The following is a 22,891-nucleotide window of genomic DNA, read 5'->3' on the forward strand; positions in this document are numbered from 1 at the left end:
GACCGTGAGTATTTAAAACTGTTTGGGGGAGGCAAAAAAGTCCTGAAGCACCAGACAGCCGGCGCCGCGCGCCCAGGATTCAATGGTCGTATTCTGCTCACAAATAAGCTGCAGATTCTTTCCCAGTTGTGAAAATGTGTGTTGCTTTAAGGCCGTTTTCATTGATGGCGATAGGAGCGACAGCAGGTGTTCACCTTCATTACAAATAATGAGGCATTCCGGGTTGAAAAGGTTAACCAGGCAAGCCAGACCATTGCCCAGATAAGTACCAGTCAGCTCAAACGCCCGCAGGGCATCCTGATTCCCCTGTACAGCCAGTTCAACCAGTTGCTCGACCAAAGAGACATTCACTGCCTCTGCCTGGGAGGAAGCGTCCGCGACAATTTCAGCGTAAGTGCGTAAAATACCATGGTCAGAAACATACGCTTCCAGACATCCTTGATTGCCACATTCACAGAAGCGCCCATGTGTATCGAAAGGAATGTGACCGAATTCCGCGCCCAACCCCTGCGCGCCACGAAACGGATTATCACGGATAATAGCGGCCATGCCCAACCCACGCCCAAAGGTGACAAGCAAAAAATTATGGTACATTTGCCCGCTTCTAAATAAACGCTCATAGCAGATCAGACAATTAACCGAATTATCCACAAAGACCGGCAACTTGAAATGTTCCTGTAACGGGGGACCAATCATCACATTATGCCAATCCAGAATCCAGCTATCCACCACCTCACCGAGTTCTGTATTGACACCACCAGAAACACCACAACCAACACCAAGCAGTTTCTCCCGTGGAACCCGGGTGCGCTCGATAAAAGCATCCACACTAGTAGTAATCCACTCAACAGCCTGCGCCCCATTACTACGGAAATGGGCTTCGTGGTGCTCTATCTCTACAATGTTGCCGTGCAGGTTCAGCAACACCATAATCAGTTCATACTCACGGATCTCTAGCCCAAGCACATATCCTCCTTCCGGATAGATTTCTAGGAGTTCAGCTTTGCGGCCGCCGGTCGATTGAGTCTCGCCCGTCTCGACGATGAGTTGTTGTTCTATGAGACTCGCAGTCATGCCAAAAATCGTGCCCTGACTTAACCCTGATAAACGCCTGAGCTCGGTGCGTGATACGGGAGCATGCACGCGAATCAGGTTGAGTAAGGTATTCTGGTTGATTTTTTGCATCATCTTACGATCTACTGGTGGGACCTGCCGATACATAAGTTCAATCCTCTTTTACCAAATGCACCAAAGAACGGTCGCGTGCTTCTATGCTATATATATCAGTACTTCTTGCATCTTAATGATGTCTATTCTATCATTGACAAAAAAAAGTATAGATGCAATGCCTGATTTTGGCAAGTGCATAGAGCACTCAACGGTTCCGTCGCTCGCCAGCGCTCATAATAAGCGCAATAAGAGTTCAGCTTATTTCTTAACAACCTTCAAGCAGAAAAGCTGTACTGGACTGTGAAGGTGAAAAAGAACCTGCCGCGGTAGTATGGCGGGCAGGTTCTCTTTTGCTCGTGTGGTCCGGTAGACACAAGATCGCCGTGTGACCTGCGGATAACTCAGCCTTTGAGACCAGTCTGAGTATAGCCTTCCACAATATAGCGTTGCAAAAACAGGAAGACAACAATCAAAGGCAGGATGGCAATCAGCGCGGCCAGGAAAAGCTCATGAAGCACGATGGTCTGGGCGGTCAAGAACGTTGAGAGTGAAACCTGCACAGTCCAGGCATTCTCATTTTGACCGGTAATCACCAGCGGCCAGAGGAAAGCATTCCATCCAGCAATAAAGCCCACGACAGCTAAAGCGGCAATAATAGGAAGTGAGTTAGGCACCACAATACGCCAGAGGATACCCCAATAGCCCAATCCATCTACACGGGCCGCCTCTTCCAACTCGCTGGGGAAGTTCAGGAAGAATTGTCGGAAAAGGAAAGTTGTGAAACCACTAAAGAGCCCAGGCACAATCAGCCCCCAGATATTTCCCACCCAGCCCAAAAAAGAGACGATCGTATAGGTAGGAATAAAGGTGACAGCTCCTGGAAGAATCAAGGTCGCAAGAATCGCTCCAAAAACCCAGCCATTCCAACGATAAGGAATACGGGCAATACCATAACCTGCGCATAAGGCAACGAGAACAGACCCTGCCGTCGTCGCAAGCGAGCTAAGTGCGGAAATAAGCAAACTATTAGCAAAAGGAACGCTTTCATCACTAAAAAGCTCACCGATATTCTCGAAATGCAGCGTACTCGGAAAAAAGGTCCAGTGAGGTGAGGTAATATCCTGTTCGGTTGCCAGGCCATTACGTAACAGCAGATAAAAGGGAATCAAAAAGAAGAGCGCGAGCACAATCAAGACGGCATAACGCACGATGCTACTGATTACTGCACCAGGGCGCGCACCTCTGGATTTCCTTCTTGCGGGTGTGCCAGTTCGAAGCTTCGTCACTGCCATAGATCTTTCCCTGTGTCCTTTCAAAATAATCTTTGGTGCAGTTGCTTAATTCGCTTTGCCAAAACTTAAAAATTTACTCTGCAGCAGCGTAAAGATCATGATTGTCAGGGCGATAATAATCGCACCAGCACTGCCACGACCAAAATCACCACCACTAATCGCTATCTGGTATAGATACAACAGCGGTGGGCGTCCAAGAACGATGTTACCACTGGAGCCGGTAAAGCTACCCAGAATGTTGTAAAATTCATCGTACGCCTGAAAAGCAGCGATCAGGTTGAGAATCAGAACGGCAACGGTCGTGTTACGCAAGAGAGGCAAGGTGATATAACGGAACGTGGCCCAACCTCGTTTGGCGCCATCGACTTCGGCGGCTTCGTACAATTCCCTAGGAATATCTTGCAGTCCGGCAATAAAAAGGATCATGTAGAAGCCTAATTGCAGCCATAGACGGCAGGTTACCAGGACAATCCAAAATAGCGGGGGGTTAGGGCTGGTAAGCCAGGTGGAGACGCGATCGATACCAAAGACTGCAAGCACCGTATTCATCAACCCTGATTGAAGGCCATTGAAGATATCCAATTTCCAGATCAGCGAGGCCACAACATAAGAACAAGCGGTTGGAATAAAAAAGACTGAACGGAAAAAGCCACGGCCATACCGGACACTATTCACCAGGAGCGCCAGGCCGAGAGCAAAGAGGCAGGTAGTTGGAATAATAAAAAGAGCGAACAGCACGCCAGTAACCATGGCGTTGCGAAAAGATTCGTCTTGAAACAAATTGAGGTAGTTGCCCAGACCAACAAACTGGGTGGGTAGAATCGTACTGCGAGCATCAAAGAAGCTCAGCATAATACTCCAGACAATAGGTATAAAGGTGAAAACGGTTAGACCAATTATGAGCGGTCCGACCATACTCCAATAAGCCCATGTAGTACGAAGCTGACGCCTGCGCATCTGCTTTCTGGTGCCAGGCTGAACGTGTTGTGGTTTGCTAGTGGCTTCATGCGCTGAGACCGAAGAGGAAGCATTCATTATGAGTATCCTTCCTATCTAGGAGGTAGTTGATGAGCGATAGCGAAAATGGGAGTAGTGGGCGGGTATGAATGCCTTTGGGCTATTTATACCCGCCCACTACTCATTTAAAACTACAGCAACTTCTGCAATTCGGTGTTACACTTGTCCTCGGCCTGTTTCAACTCACTTTTAATGTTAGCATTGTTCTTGACAGCACGAGTGATCACATCACTAAATGCGGTGCCCATAGTACCATCCCAGATAGGTGGGGTCGCTTTGCCATACTGTTTGGCGATAGTAACGGCATCAGAGGCAGGGCCACTCTGTAGCTTCGTCGCTTTGCTCGCCAGGCTGGCACGGGGAGGAATATGGAAGCCGTAGCTGAGACACCAATCTTCTTGATCTTTGGTGTTATCAATCCAGAGCCATTTCACGAAAGCTTTGGCAGCGTCTTTATTTTTTCCTTTGCCTGAGACACAGGCCCCCCAGCCACCCAGGAAGGTTGCCGGTGTCCCCTGGGCATCCAATTTTGGCCAGGCCATTACACCAAAGTCATCGCCCAGCGCCTTTTGAATGGCTGGCATCGCCCATAAACCTGTCCATTCCATGGCCGCCAGACCCTGCGTGAACGCTGATGGGTCCCACCAGTCCGTGGTGTTACCAAGCAGCAGTGCTTTCGTTTTATTCAATTCAACAATTTTTTCAATGGCCGCAGCCGTGCGATCATTGTTGAAAATAATCTTATTGTCTTTACTGACAAAATCGCTGCCCGCGGACCAGACAGCAATATTGCCCAGAGCCCCAATTCCACCGTCATTACCCACGAAGAGACCTTTCACATCCTTCGTGGTCAATTTCTGAGCAGCGGTGATAACTTCAGCGAATGTTGTGGGAGGTTGTACACCGGCCTTTTGCAGCATGCTTTTACGATAGTAGAGCAGGCCAGTATCATTGAGCATCTTGATACCATAGACTTTGCCATTAACGGTATATGGTGCCAGGCTGACATCGCTAAAGTCGCTTTTCGCGTCGCCAAACAGGTCATCTAGAGGCTCAAAAAAGCCATTTTTGATCTGATCAACACCAACCCCTGAAGTTTCAAACACATCAGGTGGATTATTACCGATAAGGGCCGAGTTCAGTACAGTAGCATAATCACCCGGAGTCCAACGCACAGTCACGTTAGCTTTGGTGTATTCTTTGGCATAACGCTTCGCAGCGGCTTCTGTACCACTCTCACCATACTGGTGATACCACTGAGATAAAGCGGTTCCCCCACCACTATTTGTAGCACCAGGACCTACCGAGGTATTTCCGCACGCGGCAAGCAACGAACCACTAATGGTTGCTGCACCAGTATATTGCAAAAAGCGGCGACGTGAAATAGATGATGCCATGATTGCTTCTCCATATCCACAGCAAGAGATCCATGGATAAAAACTAATCAATACACGATACAAACTTTTCCACAGGGAGCACACACTGTGTCCATAGACCTGCGGAGATCACCAGATCATATTGTTGAGAAACGTAATTGGCGTTGTTGGAAGAAGTGATGGGTATAGTTGCCGATTATCAGCATGCAACTATCAAAAAATGCATCTACGCATCTTTTTGCCAGGATTTGATTACGATGAAGGCATAAAACGATAGCGCCGCGAAGCAAATAACAGTAATGAAAAGAATCCCAGTTTATAGGCTGTGCTTGTGACGAACCTCTTGTCTGAGACAAAGTTTGGGGAAGGCAATTTATTTGCCTGGAGGTGATTTTTCTGATTTTTGCACTTAAGCAAATCAAAAAGGGTCTTTCCTTTTCCTGCTGCACTACAGTCTATCCTTTGTTGTTTGTGAAAGGCAACAATAAAACACCATCGTTTCCTGGACAAGAACCTGAGAAAAGCTCCTTTGAGGCTCATACCTCCTTTCCCAATACATTTGCTGGCTGCACACCATAAAATTATTACCGGAAAAGCTGTGCCTGTGCTAATCACAACTAGAGGGATCGGTCAGCACAAACATAAATGCTGGTGCATCAATAAACAGTATTGTGGCCTTACAACGTTGTAAATTTATAAAAAAACAACACTGCTTATTCAGCAAATTTATAAGTTGCTCGAAGACGGATAAAGTTACTTCACTCAATGACAATAATATAATGAATAGAAGAGCATTTGTCAAGTTTGTTTTGACAGAATTGTGATTTCCAATGTTCTTTGAACACTCAAAGAAAGAAGCCAGTATCAATTTTCAAAAACTACAGCAGATACAGAGGCAGTGGATAAAAAAGATAGGCCAGAGTGTGGAGCTCTGGCCTATCTCATTGGAGGTTCACCAAGGGTCAAAGTCGAAAGGGATAGTATGTTAGGATTTCACCGCTCCGGCAACTCCATTGATGAAGTAGCGCTGCAGGAAGATAAAGACCAGCATGATCGGCGCCAGCGTGATTACGGCGCCCGCTGTCAGGTACGACCACTGGGTCGAGTTCTGACCGATAAAGGCATACATGCCAACGGCCAGGGTCTGCAGATCGGGATTCGCCAGCGTGAAGACCAGGGGAATAAAGAAGTTATTCCAGGCCCCTATAAAGGTGAAGAGGGCGACCGTTGCCAGCATCGGTCCCGCCAGCGGAAACATAATCATCCAGAAACGCTGGTTAAAACCAGCCCCATCGACGCGGGCGGCATCCTCAATCTCTTTATCCATGGATGAGAAGTAACCGATAAAGAGGAAGGTGGGAAAAATCAGTCCACCGCCAGTCTCTACGACGATAACGGCGGACAGGGTGTTTAACAGACCCAGGCGCTGTATCAGGTCAAAAATGGGCAGGATAGTATAACCATGCGGCAAAAAGAGGGTCATAGCGATCAACCCGAGCAAGATTTTCTTGCCGGGAAAGCTGGTGCGCGAAATAGCGTAGCCGGCCATCGAGGTAAAAAGCAGCACAAAAGAGACCGTCAGACCAGAGACGATGACCGTATTGATGAAATATTGCCCAAAGGAGGCTTCATTCCAGGCGGCGGGATAGTTCCCCCACGCGATCGTCTTTCCTGGGAAGATACTTAAACCCTGGCTAAAGAAATCCTGGTCGGTCTTGAGTGAACTGCCCAGCATCCATAAAAAAGGATAGATCCAGACCAGGCCGCCAAGCAGGAGGATGGTGTGGGTGAGCCACATCGATTTGCCCGGCCGGCGTTTACGCCGTCGCACCATTCCTTGTTGCGCAATAACAGACATCTTTTTCTTTCCTCTCTAGGATACAAGCTCGCGTTGCTGCCTGACAGAACGGACGATCAACAACTGGAAGGCGGAGAAGACCATCAGGATCAGGCCATAAAAGAAGGAGGCGGCCGAGGCAAAACCGATGTTTGGTTGGACACCTGCACGCGCTGACCCACCAAAGGCCTGGTGGAAAATATAGGTATTCACGACTTCTGTGGCGTTAAACGGGCCACCATCCGTCATGACCATCACCAGATCAAAAATCTGCAGGCTACCTAGAATCGCCAGGATGAGAATGATCAGGCCAACCGCGCGCAACATTGGAACGGTAATATAGGCGAAGCGTCCAAAACTGTTGGCTCCATCAATGGTCGCCGCTTCGTACATCTCGGCGGGAATGGTCTGTAGCCCGGCCAGAAAGTAGACCAGGTTATAGCCCAGGGTATTCCAGATGCCTACCAGGATAATAATACCCAGCGCAAAACGGGGATCCCCCAGAAAGTCGATCTGGTCATGCGTGAGATGCAGGGCCATCAAGACCTTGTTGATGCCATCGCCAAAGTTCGAGACGATCAACTGCACCACAATACCAATGACCGCGGCCGAGGTTACAGCCGGTATAAAATACACAGAACGGTAGAAGGTGGAAAATTTCAATTTGGGGTTATTCAATGCCAGTGCCAGCACCAGTGCCAGCGCCAATTGTATCGGGACCAGCACCACGGTATAGATCAGGGTATGCAAGAACGCTCCCCAGAAGATGGAGTCATGCATGACGCGAGTAAAATTATCAAAGCCGACAAAGTCGCTCGGATCACCAATACCGTTCCACTGATAAAAGGTATAGCCTAAAGATGCAATCGTAGGGTAGATCGTAAACGCCAGGATAAGAATCACCATCGGGGCAATATAGAGGTATGACCAGCCACTTGCCATAATCTCTTGCCAGATTGTCCGCTTGAATGGTGTGCGCTGGCGAGATGCAGCTGGCTTCCCCGAGGGCTTAGAGGGCAATGTCGGTGCTTGCATACAATCTCTTTCCTTTACACATCAGCAGGTCAGGTGGGAGGAAAAGGGGTCTTTGCCCTTGCATGTGCGATGCTTTTTCGCTCCGACACGAAACCTGTGTTATATATATTTCTACGGCTTCCATTTTTTCTCTACGATGATAAGGGCGGCGGCTGTTGCGCAACAGTCGCCGCTCACCACGCGGGCGCTCCCGATTCAACATCAAACGGCGTCTACGCACCAGGTTTGGTGATGTAGGGCTTGGTCGGGTCCCAATCGGGGAAAGTCCAGTCGCTGGCGTTCACCTTATACCCTTTTTGCTGCGCCTGCTTGACCGCATCATCCTGAGCCTTCTGCATGCGCGCCTGAAGATCATTGAGTGAGCCCTGCAGGTCAGAAACCTGGCCGGTATACCAGCCAGAGGATAGATCTCCCAGGTCGGGTTTGACGGCCTGCACCTGCACGTTGGCCGTCTGAGGGTTACGGACACTGACATCAGGCGCTGGCAGGGTGAGCTTCGCGGTCGCCACGTATTGCGCGAAGGGTTTGAATTTCACCAGCGCGGGATCGTCGTTCTGTGAGAAGATCGAGAGATCCTCTCCCATGCTTACCCAACGCTTGCCCGCCTCCGGGCTGTATAGCCAATCCATCCAAGCCCACGCTTCATCGGAATGTTTGGTTTTAGATGACATGGCAAACAGGGTACCACCCGGAGTATAGGTAAAGTAAGCTTTTGGTGTAGCTTGAGGAGAGATCAGCGTCGTCAGGGTATAGTCAGTAAAGTTGTGCTGGCTCCACTCGGCCTGATTCCAGACGCCGCCAACGGTCATGCCAAATTTGCCGCGCTCAAAGTTGGCGCGTGCGATCTCATCGGTCATGCTCATCGAATTGGGGTGGAAATAGCCCTTGGTCTTCCATTCTTTAAACAGGGTCAGGAAGTCCGCGTAGTTGCGATCGCTCCCATAGGTATACTTGCCAACACGATTATCCATACCATAGGCGCCACCAGGGCTCCCGGCGCCACGCACAAACAGCTCAATCCACCAGAAGAGCAGGTTGAAGCTACTATTACCAAAGCCAAGACCATAGGCGTTGCCGTTACTCTTTTTGGTCACCTGCTCCGCGGCATGGGTCACATCATCCCAGGTCTTGGGCACAAAGATCGTTCCATCGGCATTGACCAGTCCAGCATCTTTAAAGACCTTATTATTGATGTAGAGCTGGAGCCAGGGAGCGTACCCGGAAAAGGGCGCCGTGTAGAGCTTGCCATTAAACATGTTGTTCCCCTCGTGGAAAGTACCGGTTGGGAACTTTTGTTTCCATGCATCATTCGCCCACTTATCAATTGGCATAAACCAGCCGTTGCTCACCTGAATATTAAAATTCGGCTTCTGAGGTATCATAGAAACGTCTGGTTGACTGCCGCTTTTGGCGGCCAATGCGTACAGGTTGTCGAAGGTATTACTCGCCTGGGTCGTCTTCTTTACCGTGATGTTTGGATGGGCCTTCTGGAAAAGCTTGATCTCATTATCTACCCAAGGGGCCTGGGAGACCCACCAGTCCCAATACTTGATGGTAACGGTAGAGCCACCACTACTAGAACCTGAACTGCCGCAGGCCGCCAGGGCGCTACCCAGCGTGGCAGCGCCAGCGGTAGCCGCCGCCGTTTGCAGAAAGCTGCGGCGATTCATACGCGAAAAATCACTCATGACCGAACTCGCTCCTTCACTCAAAATAAGGGCAGGACAAACATTTCATCAGCAGGCAAGGATGTGTTGACATCCGTTCAGCTGCATCGAAAGGGATATATATCGATCGTTTACAACCGTCTGGTCATAACGAAGGTGCCTTTGTTCTAGAACAGAAGTGTAAAAGATACACATACTGTTTTACATCTAGTAGCAAAAAGATAAAAAAGGCCAATATATACCAGGCTAAATGCTGAAGTCTCTATCGAGAGAAAAAAGAAAAGATATATACGAATCAATGCGTGAGCCGGCGCGTCCAACAATGATAGGTGAAAGGTATGCGCTTATGGTCAAAGCTAGAGGAAAATATTAATAAACATGGATACGGATGGGTGTCATAGTTGTAAATACTACAGGTCATACTTATGCTCCTTAGCACTCAAGCCCATCAGCACTTCTTCAACGAAGATGCCAACACTTTTAAGATCCTACGTCTGGCAAGCAGCGCCAACGGGTGTAGGGTGTAGGACTAGAACAGATAAGTAAAAACAAGAGATTATTCTCTTTTTCTCGAAACCCATGTCCTAGAACAAGTATAAGGCAGGGATTTATTTATTGTCAAGACTTTATCGCCTTAATTTAAGGCATAACACATTGAATACGTGATGAACGCCTTAAATAGGGCCAAAACTTCGATATAGAGCTATCGCTTCGTATACAAACCATCTATGTCGGGATATTTTTAGGGATAAACACCATAAAAGAAGCCTGGACGAAAAAGCTTGACAATAATTCTCACCCAAATTTATAATTGTCCTAGGACAGAAGAGATAAGAAAATCCTCAATACACGGTTTTAAAAATCGCTGGGAGCCACCTTGAAATCACAACTCAAAGCGGAAACAAAATTTGAGGGTATTTATAAGCGACTACGCGAACTGGCCTATACGCGTGGGCCAGGAGCGAAGTTGCCAACCATTCGTCAGTTATGCGATGAGTTGAGCACAACACGTGTCACCCTCAGCGATGCGCTCAACAAATTAGAAGCCGAACAGATTCTATACCGTAAAGACCGCCAGGGAATCTTCGTGTCACCTACGATTTACCACAAAGCGATCGGTATTCTCTTTGACCCGTCTCTTCTATCAGGTCCCGCGGCTTCTCCATTCTGGAGCATGCTGTGGATTAACTTAGAACAGGAAGCTCAGCAGCGAACCGCTTACCGTGAAGAAATCTGTACGTTTCGCTTCGTGAAGCCGATCAGCGATCACATCAATTCCCTGCCTGATGACATTCAGGAACTGATAGAGAACAGGAAGTTTAATGGGTTGCTAGCCGTTGGGCTTCATACCCGCAAGGCGCGAAGCTACGAAGATATGGATCTTCCCTGTGTTTCCTTCGCGGCTAATGGCTATTGGAATGTTACCCTCGATAGCAGAGAGCTGGGCCGCATGGCGACACTGGCGCTGATACAGCAGAATTGCAAGCGTATCGGCATCTGGACGCCAACCTTACAGTATCCCTATCTAGAAGATACGGAGCCTATACTGGCGATGCGGCAGCTACTCAATGAACAGAAACTCCCGTACTATCCAGAATTTACCCGCCAATCGTATGTTCCCCCCTCGCAAAAAACGCTGACCCTACAGGAGCAAGGATATCTATTGGCGAAAGAGGTATTCGGCGCGTTTAATCCAACACGGCCCGATGGCATTTTTATCTCCAATGACATGATGACCGATGGAGCACTGGTAGCACTGGAAGAGCTGGGGATCAGGATCGGGCAAGATGTCAACATCGTGACCCATGCCAACGCGGGCTCGCCGATCCTATTTGGTCGCACCAGAAACATGACCGTTTTTGAATTTGATCCTGCCTATATCGTTCAAGCTATGTTCTCTCTTTTGGATCAGCTTATGCTGGATCCAGCTCTGCCAACAACAACGATTCGTCTGCGCCCACAGCTACGCCAGTATCCCTTAACCTCAACTCGCTTTATATAAAATTGTGACATAAAATATAGTGAGATAAAAGTCGCTTCAAACGTATTCTATACTATAGACATGCATGCAGTTGTTTCCCGATCAGATTAGCAGTTAAAGAAGGATAGTTGCTAAAAGTCTAGCGAATCCTTGATTCCCTGGCTCATGGAACTACCAGCGGGCTTCACGCGAGTCGTGGAGCAGAAGTTTGTTGAGTGAATCACACCCTGGAATGGTGTCCCAGTTCCAGGCCCTGTGGCGCTGTATTAAGGAGAAGCGAAAGCTGAATGTGTGCAGCGTGTCAAAACCTCAAGAAACCATCGCGAGGGGCGTTTTACTTCCGAAAGGAGAGCTTAAAGCTATGATGTGTTTGGTGTATGTGGTCAATCAGAATGGCCATTGCTTGATGCCCTGCAAGCCATCCAAAGCGCGTAAATTGCTCAGGGATGGCCGGGCTCGCGTCAAGCACCGGAGCCCTTTCACGATCCAACTCCTCTGGGACTGTGAGGAGCACGTCCAGGAGGTGGTGGTCGGGGTCGATAAGGGCAGTTCGATAACAGGCTTCGCCTGTGTTGGCAACGGTGAGATCCTGCTGTCGGGGGAGATCGTTCATCGGAAAGACGTCAAAGAGAAGATGGAAACCCGCCGGATGCATCGGTGCAGCCGCCGCAGCCGCCGTTGGTATCGCCCGAAGCGGATACGCAACCGAGCTTCCAGTCGTCGCAGTGGGCGACTTCCTCCGTCGATCAAAACGAATGTGGAGGAGGTGATCCGTGTGGTCGAGCACCTGCCGTTGCCTCTCGCCCACATCGTGATCGAAGATGTCCAGGTAGACATCGCTCGTTTGAATGATCCGACGCTTCAAGCAAGTCGCTATCAGGACCCGACACGGCTGGATGAGAACCTCCGGATCGCGTGCCTGATGCGCGACGGCTACCAATGCCAGCACTGTCACAAGCGCGAGACGCGCTTGGAAGCGCATCACCTCGTGTTTCGCCAACACGGCGGCAAAGATACCCTCCGCAATCTGCTCACGCTCTGCGAGTCGTGTCATCACCGTGTGCACAAGGGCAAGATCACGCTGTCGGTGGCAGGCGTGAGCGGTCATTTGGACCATATCGCGCAACGGTCCATGCAAGGGAAAGCGCATCTGTACGCAACGCTGGAACAAGGCATTCCCCTGACCACCCTCTTTGGGTACCAGACGGCGATCTGGCGCAAACATCTGGACCTGCCCAAAGCCCATGATGTGGACGCTCTCTGCATTGCCACCTACGGCACCGGAGAAGTTATTCCCTGGCAGCAAGACCGTTTCTACCAGGTGGGGTTTCGCCCGCATCGAACGCGGCGGCACTACCATGATTTGCCTCGGAAAGGACAGGGCAGGGTGCGCTATCAGGTCAACAGCGAACTGGAGGGTTTCCGCAAAGGCGATGTGGTGCGCGTGAAGGGCACCTTTGTCAAGCAGATCAACTCGATCTACAGCGACGGCTATCTCGCCTTTCCACGGGTCAAAGGGGAACCCTCAAAAGCTCGACCGAAGGATTGCGTGTTGCTCGAACGTGGCACCACGATGCTCTGGCAAAGGACGGCAGGATGATCAAGAAATGTCAAGGATCCGTTATAAATCCAAAGAACGATCATAATACCCCAGCAGTGCAAACATCCCGGCAGAAAATTACGCTCACCATTATCAGTACGGCTATGCTCGTCCTCTGTATATGCGGTGGCTATGTGCTTCTGACCTATAACTTCCTCAGTAAAACCAGTCACGCGGCATCGGGCCCAACAGGCCAGGTAGCTCCCTCAGAGGTGAATAAGGCCGCCATGATTGACGGCTATCAGAAACGCGTCTTCACCGATGGACAGGGACATAGCCTGCCTTATTACCTTTACCAGCCGGCCCATTATAATCCCGCGCACAAGTATCCGCTGGTCCTCCTTCTCCATGGTGGAGGTGAACGTGCTCAGCCGCACAATACACCAGCACAGAACCGGGACTTGCTCTTTAAACAGGACTACGTCAAGGTATGGAGCGATACCTATACAGGAGCCCACAATCCTCATATTCAGCAGCACTGGCCAACCTTTGTCGTTGTGCCACAGGTCATGTTTCCCCATCAGTGGGTAAACACTCCATCACGCGAGGGCTCATATAAGCAGGTTCCCCATCCAACAACGGAACTGCTGATGGCCAAGCAGCTCATTGATAGCCTGCAAAAACAATATACAGGCGTTGATCCGCATCGGCTCTATGTTACCGGTGTATCGCAGGGAGGCTATGGTACCTGGGATATGATTGAACGCTGGCCGCACTACTTCGCGGCGGCCGCCCCCATTTCTGGCGCCGGCGATCCTTCAAAGGTAGACGTGTTAAAGGATCTCCCGGTCTGGGCCTTCCATGGCGCGAAGGACCCGATTGTACCTGTCTGGGGAACGCGCCAGATGATCGCCGCCATGAGGGCAGCAGGCGAATCACCACGCTACACAGAGCTTCCCCATGGCCAGCATTATATCTGGGGCGAAATCTATTCGTTGAACAACGCCAGCAATCCGGTCCCGAATTTTTATGACTGGCTTTTCTCACAAAAAAACTAGACTTGCGCTATGCCATGGAGTGGAGATGGGTATCCTAGCACATACCCACCTTCACCCCACGAAGACTATCTCTGGCGTTCCCTGTTCTGGAGCAGCTTGCGCTCGATCTTGCCGGTCGCGTTGCGTGGCAGCGCATCCAGCACCATAAAGTCAATGGGAACTTTATGGGAGCTTAGATGTCGCCGGGCATGAGCAAGCAGGCTCTCTTTGCTGTCTTCATCCCAATGCGTTCGTACGGCAATGTATGCCACGACCTGTTCGCCATAAAGGGGATCAGGACGGCCGACCACAGCGACTTCCTGGATAGCCGGATGCCGTAACAGCACCTCTTCGATCTCGCGCGGCGCGATATTTTCTCCACCTCGATTGATGACCTCGCGCAGACGACCGGTGATAAAGAGATAGCCCTCCTCATCCTGGTAGCCCAGATCACCGCTGCGAAACCAGCCATCCACAAAGGAGTCCTGACCTGCATTATTTTGATAGGCGCTAATAAGAGCCGGACCCGCGAGACAAATCTCACCAATCTCGCCAGACAACACATCTTTCAACGTATCTTTACCATCTCCTCGCGGGGCGCAGATGCGCAATTGGATACCTACCGGCAGACCCGCCGAGCCAGCCTTATGTTTGCCGGGTGGGATGGGATTGGCAACAACCTGGCTGGCCGCCTCTGACAGGCCATACGTTTCAATCACCGGGACCCCGAAACGCTGTTCGAACGCTTGCAGGTCACTGGCAGGCAATGAGGCCGAACCGGTACGTACAAAGCGCAGTGTACCCGGCAAGAAAGCTGGCTTGTCGGTCGAGAGCAACATGGAGACGATGGTGGGCACAAGGCTGGCCCAGGTCACCTGGTAGCGCTCAACCCAGGACCAGAACTGGCTGCGGCTAAACCGACGGGCTGTGACGACCGTGCTCCCAGCCAGGATAGACGAACAGAGGCTTACAACGGGAGCATTGACGTGAAAGAACGGCAATACCGTCAGGCCACGGTCCTGTGTGCTCAACCCATGACTGAGGCGCACCTGCTCGGCCGTCCACGCTACTTGCCGCTCACACAGGACAACGCCTTTAGGCTCTCCAGTGGTACCAGAAGTCGTCAGGCAGACCTGGCCTTCACGCTGCATCAAACAATCATCGACCATGGAGCCAGGTACAGGGGTGATTAAGGCTTCACACGTAGGAAGAGTCACGCTTACGGCAGTCTCCAGGCATGGAAATTGGTGAGCATCCTCCCTCTGTTCAGTGAACAAAACATCAGGTTGATAAGCAGCAACAATACGGCGCTTCTCATGTTCTGAAGCAGTTGGCGAGATCGGAACTAAACGATGTCCTCCACTGAGCGCACTGATCCAGATTACGGCATTGACGATGCCAGACGGCAAAGAGAGCACCAGCGTCTGTGGAGCATCCCCCAGAAACTGTCGCATAGCATTGACGGCTACCAGCATTTGTCGATAGGTCAAGGTACGTCCGCTCTCGGCCTCTACCAAACAGATCGCGCCAGGCTGCGTTTGGGCCCACTGAACCAGGCTGTGATAGAGAGATCCGGGAGTAAGGTGCACCTCTTGTGATCTATCTTCTTGTACTTTTAACATGATTATTCGTTTTTCTCTCTAACCCCTTGCGCTACTACAAGCAGTTGATAGGTATGACAGACAGTAAAAATGGCATACATTGCTGGCACAGCAACATCAAGAATTGGAGGCCTTCTCCAACACCACACCTCGCGTCTCGGTGCCTAACCAGGCCACCACACATACGCCAATCACAGCGATCACCGCCACAAACACATATGAGCCAGCCACATTAAAACTGGTTAGCAGAAAAGCCATGATAAAAGGGGCCAGCACCCCACCAAAGAGGCGTCCCACACCCTCAAACACGCCAATCCCCAGTTCACGCATGCGGGTTGGATACTGTTCGGCGCCATAGATTTTGATTACTGGATCAACCCCGATGCCGAAGAAGGAGAGTACACAGCCTGCGAGCAGGGCCAGCGCGCCGTTGTGGGCAAAGCCAAAGCAGAGCGCGCTCGCCGCTGCGATCAAGGTAAAGCTGATCAGGGTAAACTTACGGCCAAACCGTTCAATGGCGTACGCTGCGGCATACTTACCGGGAATCGAGGCCAGCACGATAATGGTGGTCAGTAAGAACGCGTTACTGATGCCGTAGCCCTCTTTCAGCAGAACCGTTGGGGTATAGGTCTGGATGGCATAAAAGATGAACAGGATACAGGCAAATGAGATGCACATCATCAGTGTCCGCTTGAGGTAGGCGCGGGAAAAGATGCCGGAGGATGCTCTGGACGGAGTGGGCATAGACTGCCCTGCATGGCTTCCAGGCTCCGGCAAGGCCAATCCTGTGCGGCTCTCAATGCGTTGCTCCAGTTGCGTAACGATCTGATCCGCCTCTTCACCCCGACCCTGAATCGTCAGCCAGCGTGGTGATTCGGGCATCCATTTGATCAGCACCGGGACATACAGCAGTGGCAACCCACCGATGTAGAACAGCATCCGCCATCCCCACTGCGTGGGCAATTGCGGGATCAACAGCAGGGCGAGTAACGGGGCCAGAAAGTAGCCAAAGGAAAGAAAGGAATCCAGCACAGCGGTCATAGAGCCACGAATGCGCTTCGAGGTCAATTCAGCCGCCATAGCATAGGGGATAGGGAACACAGCGCCCATACCCAGTCCCGCGATCAAGCGACAGACAATCAGCAATGGGATGGAAGGGACCATTCCGCACAGCAGTGAAAAAAAAGCGTACCAGGCCGTCCCGAACACTAACATCTTCTTGCGCCCAACCCGATCCGCTAACCAACCAGCCGGGATAATCGCCAGTACAATGCCCAGGGTAGAGACTGTGGCTAAAGAGCCGACCATAAAGCTGTTAAGCTGATACTGTTTTTCTAAAAGTGGCAGGATGTTGCCCATGATACCGATGTCGTATGACTCAATAAGCCAGGCGATACCAGCCAGCAGCATGATCCGCCATGTTTCTCGGCTCAAAGGGAGCCGATCAATCCTTTCCGGGATCGCATATTCTATGTGTGTCGTAGTGGTAGACAATCTCTGATCTCCTCCATCCTTGAACAGGTCCAACCATGTGTATATAGGTATCTTGTCAGAGATTGCTGAAAATCAAGCCATACATGACTGAATATTTGCTGAATATCATAAAACCAGGCCGCATTCAGCAAATATTCAGTTAGTATTGCTATATATTACAGAAGAAAAAATTTGCTAAACAAAACAGGATGGCATATAGTGATACATATGGACAGTTGATTATCTGAAAAACACAAGCCATCCTCCATTGCAGATACGAGAAGTCATGAACAGTATGATTGTTGCCACCGATAAAGATACGACACATAATAAACAGCCAACTATTTTAATTGTAGATGATGAACCACAGATCATTGATTTTCTGCAGATCGGGCTTACCTACGAGGGCTATAACGTAGTGAGCGCGACCAGCGGACCCGAAGCTATCGAGGCTACCAAAAATCATCTACCCGATCTGATAATCCTTGACATTATGTTGCCTGGATTTGACGGGCTGGAGGTCACGCGCCAGTTGCGCAAAACCCGTGATGTGGCCATTATCATGTTGACCGCCCGGGAAAGCCTGAATGACATGGTAACGGGGCTGGAGATCGGCGCGGACGACTATATGACCAAGCCGTTTGCCTTTAAAGAGCTGATCGCCAGGGTCAGGGCAGTAATGAGGCGCCACGGCACCCATTTCGTCGATACACTCACCTTCCACGACATCACCCTCGATCGCACAGCGCATGTCGTTACCCGTGGAGAGCAAACCATCGAGCTGACCCCCCGCGAATTCGAGTTGCTGGAGCTCTTTTTAATGCATCCACGGCAGGTGCTGACGCGTGAGATCATCCTGGCGCGTATCTGGGGCTACGATTATATGGGCGATGACAATATCATTGAGGTCTATATCCGTCATCTACGCGAGAAGCTGAACGATAATCCGCCACGCCTGCTCCAGACCGTGCGAGGCATTGGCTATACACTGCGGGGGTAAAAGACGCAATGGACAAGAGTAAAAAACGGTGGCGCTCCATTGCCAATAAAGTTTCTATCCGCTGGCGCCTCACGCTGATCTCTCTGGGCCTACTTACCCTGCTCTTGAGCGCGCTGGGTGTAATTATCCTCTTCACAGCTGAACAGGCTTTATATAGCAATGAAGCGACCTCACTGCGCTATGAAGCACGTCTGGCCGTTAATAGCTTGAAGAATCACCCGCTGCGACTGGTGGATGCGCCCGGTCCCCCTGCCGGCCCACTTGATCCCACCAGCGACATTCCGCTCAAGATTCTAGCTCAAAAAATCGCCAGCACCAGTGATGAAGCGACGATCCTGGCGCCCGATGGAACCATCATCGCCACTAGCACCAACGCGCCTTTTACCCCGTCTACCGTCTTGCTTTCATTCTCTCAGGTCAGGCAAACGCTACAAAATGATCAGCAAGGCAACAACTACCTGATTCAGAAAGACGTTCAGGGCAAACGTCAGATCGTTGTCCTGCTGCCCCTGGAGCAGGATAATGAAACCGTGGCCATTTTGCAGGTCGGCCGACCAATCGATTCCATCGACAATTTTATGACCACGTTACGCCTGATATTGCTGCTGGGAACCATTGGTGCCCTGGGCCTGGCGACAGCCCTGACCTTTCCACTGATCAGCGTGGCTCTGCATCCCCTGGTCGATATGGAGAGGAGCAGCCGCGAGATCGCCAATGGCGCTCTCTGGCTCCGCCTGAATACGGAACTGCCCAACGACGAGATCGGCGTGCTGGCTCGTTCGTTCAATAGCATGGTCGCTCAGCTTGAAACAGCCTTTCAACAACAGAAACGCTTTGTCGCCGATGTCTCGCATGAATTGCGTACCCCCCTGACGGCGTTGAATGGCAGCCTGGAGATGCTTCTGCTGGGAGCTGATAAAGGGAATCCTGAAACGACACGCCGCTTGACAAAGGGCATGTACGCCGAGGTGCAGCGCATGCATCGCCTGGTCGAGGACCTGCTGGCGCTTACCCGGCTGGATGAGCATAAGCTGCAGTTCCGCCAGGAGACAATCGACATTCAGAAATTCACGCGCACCCTCTACGACCAGGCACAGCAGCTGGCACATGGGCAGAACATCACACGCCTCGTCGCGGAAAATATCCTCCCCGTCCGTGCCGACGCGGACAAGCTGCAGCAAACGCTCTTGAATATCATCGATAACGCCTTGAAATTTACTCCTGCTACGGGCCAGGTGAAGATCATCGCATATAATGAGGAGCCTGATACGGTCATCATTGAAATTCAGGATACCGGCAAAGGCATTCCTGCCGATGCGCTCCCCCATATCTTTGATCGCTTCTATCGCGTCGATAGCGCCCGCAGTCGCTCCGCGCAGAAGGTCGGAGGCAATGGTCTGGGCCTGGCGATCGCCAAAGAGCTCATTGAAGCTCAGGGTGGCAATATTATTGTGCAAAGCCAGCTGGACAAAGGCACAACGGTCACGCTACGCCTGCCTGCGATCCCCCCCATCCAGGAACATAACGCCTCATCCGACCACGAATAACAGGCGGTATTCAGCGATTTTTCAGCCTTATACAGCCCTTTCTTCAGGCTGGTATGTCAGGATTCAATAGAGCCCGACTGATCTATCTCGTGGGTGATGGCTTGAGCAGATATTCTCCAGGAAGATATCCGGGCGTACAGAAGATATGCTGAATACTACATTTTGAGGTTTATTACATGAGCCAGGTAAAAAATGCGCGGCGTCCGTATATCTATGAGCTGGACCTGCTACGGGTTGTCACCATGCTGACGGTCATAGCGGTCCATATTACAGGGATATCTGCTGCATCTATCAATACAACTACTGCCGGTCTTCAGGCACAAAATGCGGTGGTCAATCTCTTGCATGTCAATCGTTCTATCTTTATGTTCATCTCAGCCTTCGCGCTTGTCTATGTGTATTACGGCAAACCTGTACAGACCATCCAATTCTGGAAGAAACGGAGCCTGGGCATCTTACTTCCTTATGTCGTCTGGAGCTTCCTGTATGAGATCTTCAAACTGCCACACGATGTGCCCTGGCCGATTTTTTTCCGGGTCCTGGCTGTCGATACCCTGACCGGGCAGGCCTCCTTTCAGCTCTACTTCATTCTGATCAGCATCCAATTCTATATCATCTTCCCCTTCTTTCTGGCCTTGATGAAGAAGGTGGCTCGACACCCCTGGATCACCCTGCTGACCAGCTTCACACTGCAGGTGGTGTACCTCTACGCGGACTATCATACCGTCCAGATGGGGCGCATCCCACTGGTTGGCTTCTGGCACTATTACGCGCGTTACGCTGAGCGCTGTATCCTGAGCTACCAGTTCTACTTTGTGCTGGGTGGCATCACCGCCATCTATTTTCCACAGGTACGAGCATTTCTGTTGCGCCATGGCAGGGTGGTGGTGAGTTGCGCGGTCATTGCGGTAGCCACCTTTACGCTGCACTATATCATACAGGTGCGGATCTATCACGAGCCGATTCCCCACGCGTCAGCCGTAACGCAACCCATGATGGCCTTTTATAGCCCCTGCATCATCTTCTTTTTATTCTGGCTCGCCAGCCGCTGGACCATCAATACCAGTCCGCAACAACCACCACGAGCCTTCAAATTCTGGCACACTCTCTCTGATACCTCCTTCGGCGTCTATCTGTGCCACGCCTTCATGCTCACGGTGGCTCTGAGCTGGTTGATACCAGCGATGCCAACCAGCTGGCCGGTCGCGCTACGCGTTTTTCTGGGCTGGCTCTTTATCGCCAGTATCTCTGTTTCCTTCTGCCTCGTATTGCTAAGGATACCGGTTCTGAGCCGTTTGATCGGACGTGAAGCGCCAAAGAAAGCGACTCCTCCACCAGAAAACAAATCATTGGCAACGCCCAACCGAGATGTAGTCAAACTAGGAGCCTGACTAGCATCAATCCAAAAAAACTGATTGTAGAGGTCTCAGGGGCGGCTAGCCGCCCCTGAGACCTCTACAATCAGTTTTTTTGGATTCTTCCATTCCTCCAATAGAGATAGCGATTATTCCATTCAAGTATAGGAAAATCAGTAGAACTGTCAGATGATCTCTAAATACATTATTTTTACTCGGGGCAAGATTTACGCTTGACAGGGTACGGAAAGTATGGCATAGTGTGATAAATCTATCTGTTGGTCTATACAACTTAACGACTAGAACACCTGTGATGCGAAGATAGAAAGGAAGCATCAATCAATGAAGAGGATGTGGCACTGTCTTCAACACTTATTTCTTCATCTTTTCATAGGTCTTCAAACCCTACAGCACAGTTCTCATATGGGAAGGATACGTATAAGCAGCTCAATTTTTTAAGACGGCTGGTTTGATACGGCATAGTTCCATATCAAGGCAGTTGCACTTTCTTCTTACCCTATGCATCACACTACATCCGTGTATAGCCCTAACAGAGGACATCATTTTCGCTATTCCCGATCTTTATTTCATCGAGGAGACACCAGCATGAGTTCGATAACACGACGACAATTCATGATCGACGGCGGCAAAGTTGCAGTTGGTACCAGCGCACTGGCAGCGCTACTGGCGGCATGTGGAGGAGGTTCTTCCGGTTCATCTACTCCGCAGGCGCAAACCTTACGCTATTGGGCCCTGGGTTACCAGCCAAATGGCGCTAATGCAACGGGTAAGCTGACCGACGCTGCTGTTAAGGCATACATGAAAAGTCATGCCAACACAACGGTCAAGGTCACTGGCTATACCGGAGACAATGCTGGCTTTACCAAAGTCACGCAGGCTGTCAATGGTGGTTCATCGGTGGATGTCTTCCGCATCCCATCCGATAATCTCCCTCTACTCGTCAAGCAGGGATCGGTGCAGCCAATTGACGATTATTTGACCGCCGACGACAAGGCCGATATCTATCCAAATTTGCTTGACGCCGTTAAAATTAATGGCAAGGCCTATGCCTGGCCGCTCTGGGTCCCTCCCGTTGGTATGTATTTGAACCTGGATATCTTTAAAGAGCGTGGTGTTCCTGTACCGACAGATGATTGGACCTATGAGCAATTTGTGGAGATCGCGCAGAAACTGACATTCACGCGCGCCAATGGTCAGAAGATCTATGGCTTTACCGGCATGATCGATCCAGGTGTGGTCAATACCTGGCCATTCATCATGGGCGATGGTGGCGTGCCCTTGACGCCGGATAATAAGAAATATGCCTTTGATTCTCCCGAGACTATCAGTGGGCTGCAAAAGTTGGTCGATCTGGCACAAAAGTATAAAGTGACCCCGCCCGACTTCGGCACCCAGGCAGCTGAGGATATCTCTACCGGCTTTAGTCAGCACAAAAATTATGCCATGTATTGCGCTCCCAGTGGCGACTCAAGCGGCTATGCGGCTATGAACATGAACTTCACCGTCAAACCGATGCCGATGGGGAAACTGGGCAAACATCTCACCACGGGCGGCATTGGCTTGATCGCTGTCGCGAAAACGAACAATAGTGATAGGATCAAGGCTGCCATGAATATGGCGAGTTACCTCACGGGTAACCAGGTCGCCAAGGATGTGCCCAAGTACTACCTGGCTCCAGGTGCGCGCAAGTCAATCACGGTGACCGATCCCATTAATAAGTTCACGCCCATGGTGTCGTATACCTATCTGATGCCGCTGATCGCGGAATGGACACAGATTCGTACACTGATCCATACCCATCTCCAGAATGCGGTGTTGGGTAAAGAAACACCGGAGCAAGCCCTCAAAGCACCAGCCAATGAGATCAACTCAATTCTCGCCGATAGTCAGTCCTAATGCTTACCACATGTAGATAGATACAATCGAACCGGGGAGCGCGACA

The 22,891-nt window shown here is 50.7% G+C and carries 16 protein-coding genes; 7 read left to right on the plus strand and 9 right to left on the minus strand.

Features of this window, described 5'->3' with window-relative positions; translation table 11 throughout:
- Positions 1-12: 12 nt before the first annotated feature.
- The 7 genes from AABA21_RS16420 to AABA21_RS16450 form a co-directional block, all read right to left on the minus strand.
- On the minus strand, positions 13-1,221 hold the full coding sequence (locus tag AABA21_RS16420; protein WP_338251959.1) for an ROK family protein: 1,209 nt from the start codon (positions 1,219-1,221) through the stop codon (positions 13-15).
- A gap of 350 nt (positions 1,222-1,571) precedes the next feature.
- A complete protein-coding gene (locus tag AABA21_RS16425) occupies positions 1,572-2,462 on the minus strand; it encodes a carbohydrate ABC transporter permease (RefSeq protein WP_338251961.1) in 891 nt (296 codons plus the stop codon).
- A 45-nt stretch (positions 2,463-2,507) separates the two neighbouring features.
- Entirely contained in the window at positions 2,508-3,419 is a 912-nt protein-coding gene (locus tag AABA21_RS16430; RefSeq protein ID WP_126599361.1) for a carbohydrate ABC transporter permease, read from the minus strand.
- A gap of 191 nt (positions 3,420-3,610) precedes the next feature.
- Positions 3,611-4,876 carry an ABC transporter substrate-binding protein gene (locus AABA21_RS16435; RefSeq protein WP_338251965.1) on the minus strand — a complete coding sequence of 422 codons (1,266 nt, stop codon included), beginning with the start codon at positions 4,874-4,876 and terminating at the stop codon, positions 3,611-3,613.
- Between the two features lie 964 nt (positions 4,877-5,840).
- Positions 5,841-6,713: a carbohydrate ABC transporter permease gene (locus AABA21_RS16440; protein ID WP_338251967.1), complete on the minus strand. Its 873-nt coding sequence runs from the start codon at positions 6,711-6,713 to the stop codon at positions 5,841-5,843.
- Positions 6,714-6,728: 15 nt separating this feature from the next.
- Entirely contained in the window at positions 6,729-7,727 is a 999-nt protein-coding gene (locus tag AABA21_RS16445; protein WP_338251969.1) for a carbohydrate ABC transporter permease, read from the minus strand.
- Positions 7,728-7,939: 212 nt separating this feature from the next.
- Positions 7,940-9,415 carry an ABC transporter substrate-binding protein gene (locus tag AABA21_RS16450; protein WP_338251971.1) on the minus strand — a complete coding sequence of 492 codons (1,476 nt, stop codon included), beginning with the start codon at positions 9,413-9,415 and terminating at the stop codon, positions 7,940-7,942.
- Positions 9,416-10,271: 856 nt separating this feature from the next.
- Here AABA21_RS16450 and AABA21_RS16455 point away from each other — a divergent pair.
- The 3 genes from AABA21_RS16455 to AABA21_RS16465 all read left to right on the plus strand — a co-directional run bounded on the left by AABA21_RS16455 (position 10,272) and on the right by AABA21_RS16465 (position 13,973).
- The gene (locus tag AABA21_RS16455; protein WP_338251973.1) at positions 10,272-11,396 is read left to right on the plus strand and encodes a GntR family transcriptional regulator; all 1,125 of its coding nucleotides are present in this window, start codon (positions 10,272-10,274) and stop codon (positions 11,394-11,396) included.
- A 340-nt stretch (positions 11,397-11,736) separates the two neighbouring features.
- Positions 11,737-12,975 (plus strand): RNA-guided endonuclease IscB, encoded by a 1,239-nt coding sequence (iscB, locus tag AABA21_RS16460; protein WP_338251975.1) that lies wholly within the window; start codon positions 11,737-11,739, stop codon positions 12,973-12,975.
- Positions 12,972-13,973, plus strand: coding sequence for a carboxylesterase family protein (locus AABA21_RS16465; protein WP_338251977.1), 1,002 nt, complete (start codon positions 12,972-12,974; stop codon positions 13,971-13,973). Before iscB ends, AABA21_RS16465 begins: the two co-directional genes overlap by 4 nt.
- 65 nt (positions 13,974-14,038) lie before the next feature.
- On the opposite strand, the gene AABA21_RS16470 is transcribed toward AABA21_RS16465, so the two are convergent.
- Both AABA21_RS16470 and AABA21_RS16475 read right to left on the minus strand, forming a co-directional pair.
- Positions 14,039-15,574 carry an AMP-binding protein gene (locus tag AABA21_RS16470; RefSeq protein ID WP_338251979.1) on the minus strand — a complete coding sequence of 512 codons (1,536 nt, stop codon included), beginning with the start codon at positions 15,572-15,574 and terminating at the stop codon, positions 14,039-14,041.
- A 96-nt stretch (positions 15,575-15,670) separates the two neighbouring features.
- A complete protein-coding gene (locus AABA21_RS16475) occupies positions 15,671-17,047 on the minus strand; it encodes an MFS transporter (protein WP_338251981.1) in 1,377 nt (458 codons plus the stop codon).
- A 265-nt stretch (positions 17,048-17,312) separates the two neighbouring features.
- On the opposite strand from AABA21_RS16475, the gene AABA21_RS16480 reads away from it, so the two are divergent.
- The 4 genes from AABA21_RS16480 to AABA21_RS16495 all read left to right on the plus strand — a co-directional run bounded on the left by AABA21_RS16480 (position 17,313) and on the right by AABA21_RS16495 (position 22,845).
- Positions 17,313-18,026 carry a response regulator gene (locus AABA21_RS16480; protein ID WP_338251983.1) on the plus strand — a complete coding sequence of 238 codons (714 nt, stop codon included), beginning with the start codon at positions 17,313-17,315 and terminating at the stop codon, positions 18,024-18,026.
- Between the two features lie 8 nt (positions 18,027-18,034).
- Entirely contained in the window at positions 18,035-19,573 is a 1,539-nt protein-coding gene (locus tag AABA21_RS16485) for a sensor histidine kinase (RefSeq protein WP_338251984.1), read from the plus strand.
- A gap of 176 nt (positions 19,574-19,749) precedes the next feature.
- Positions 19,750-20,964 (plus strand): acyltransferase, encoded by a 1,215-nt coding sequence (locus AABA21_RS16490; RefSeq protein ID WP_338251986.1) that lies wholly within the window; start codon positions 19,750-19,752, stop codon positions 20,962-20,964.
- A 570-nt stretch (positions 20,965-21,534) separates the two neighbouring features.
- Positions 21,535-22,845 (plus strand): extracellular solute-binding protein, encoded by a 1,311-nt coding sequence (locus tag AABA21_RS16495; RefSeq protein WP_338251988.1) that lies wholly within the window; start codon positions 21,535-21,537, stop codon positions 22,843-22,845.
- Positions 22,846-22,891 lie beyond the last annotated feature (46 nt).

Source organism: Dictyobacter halimunensis (genome assembly GCF_036245075.1).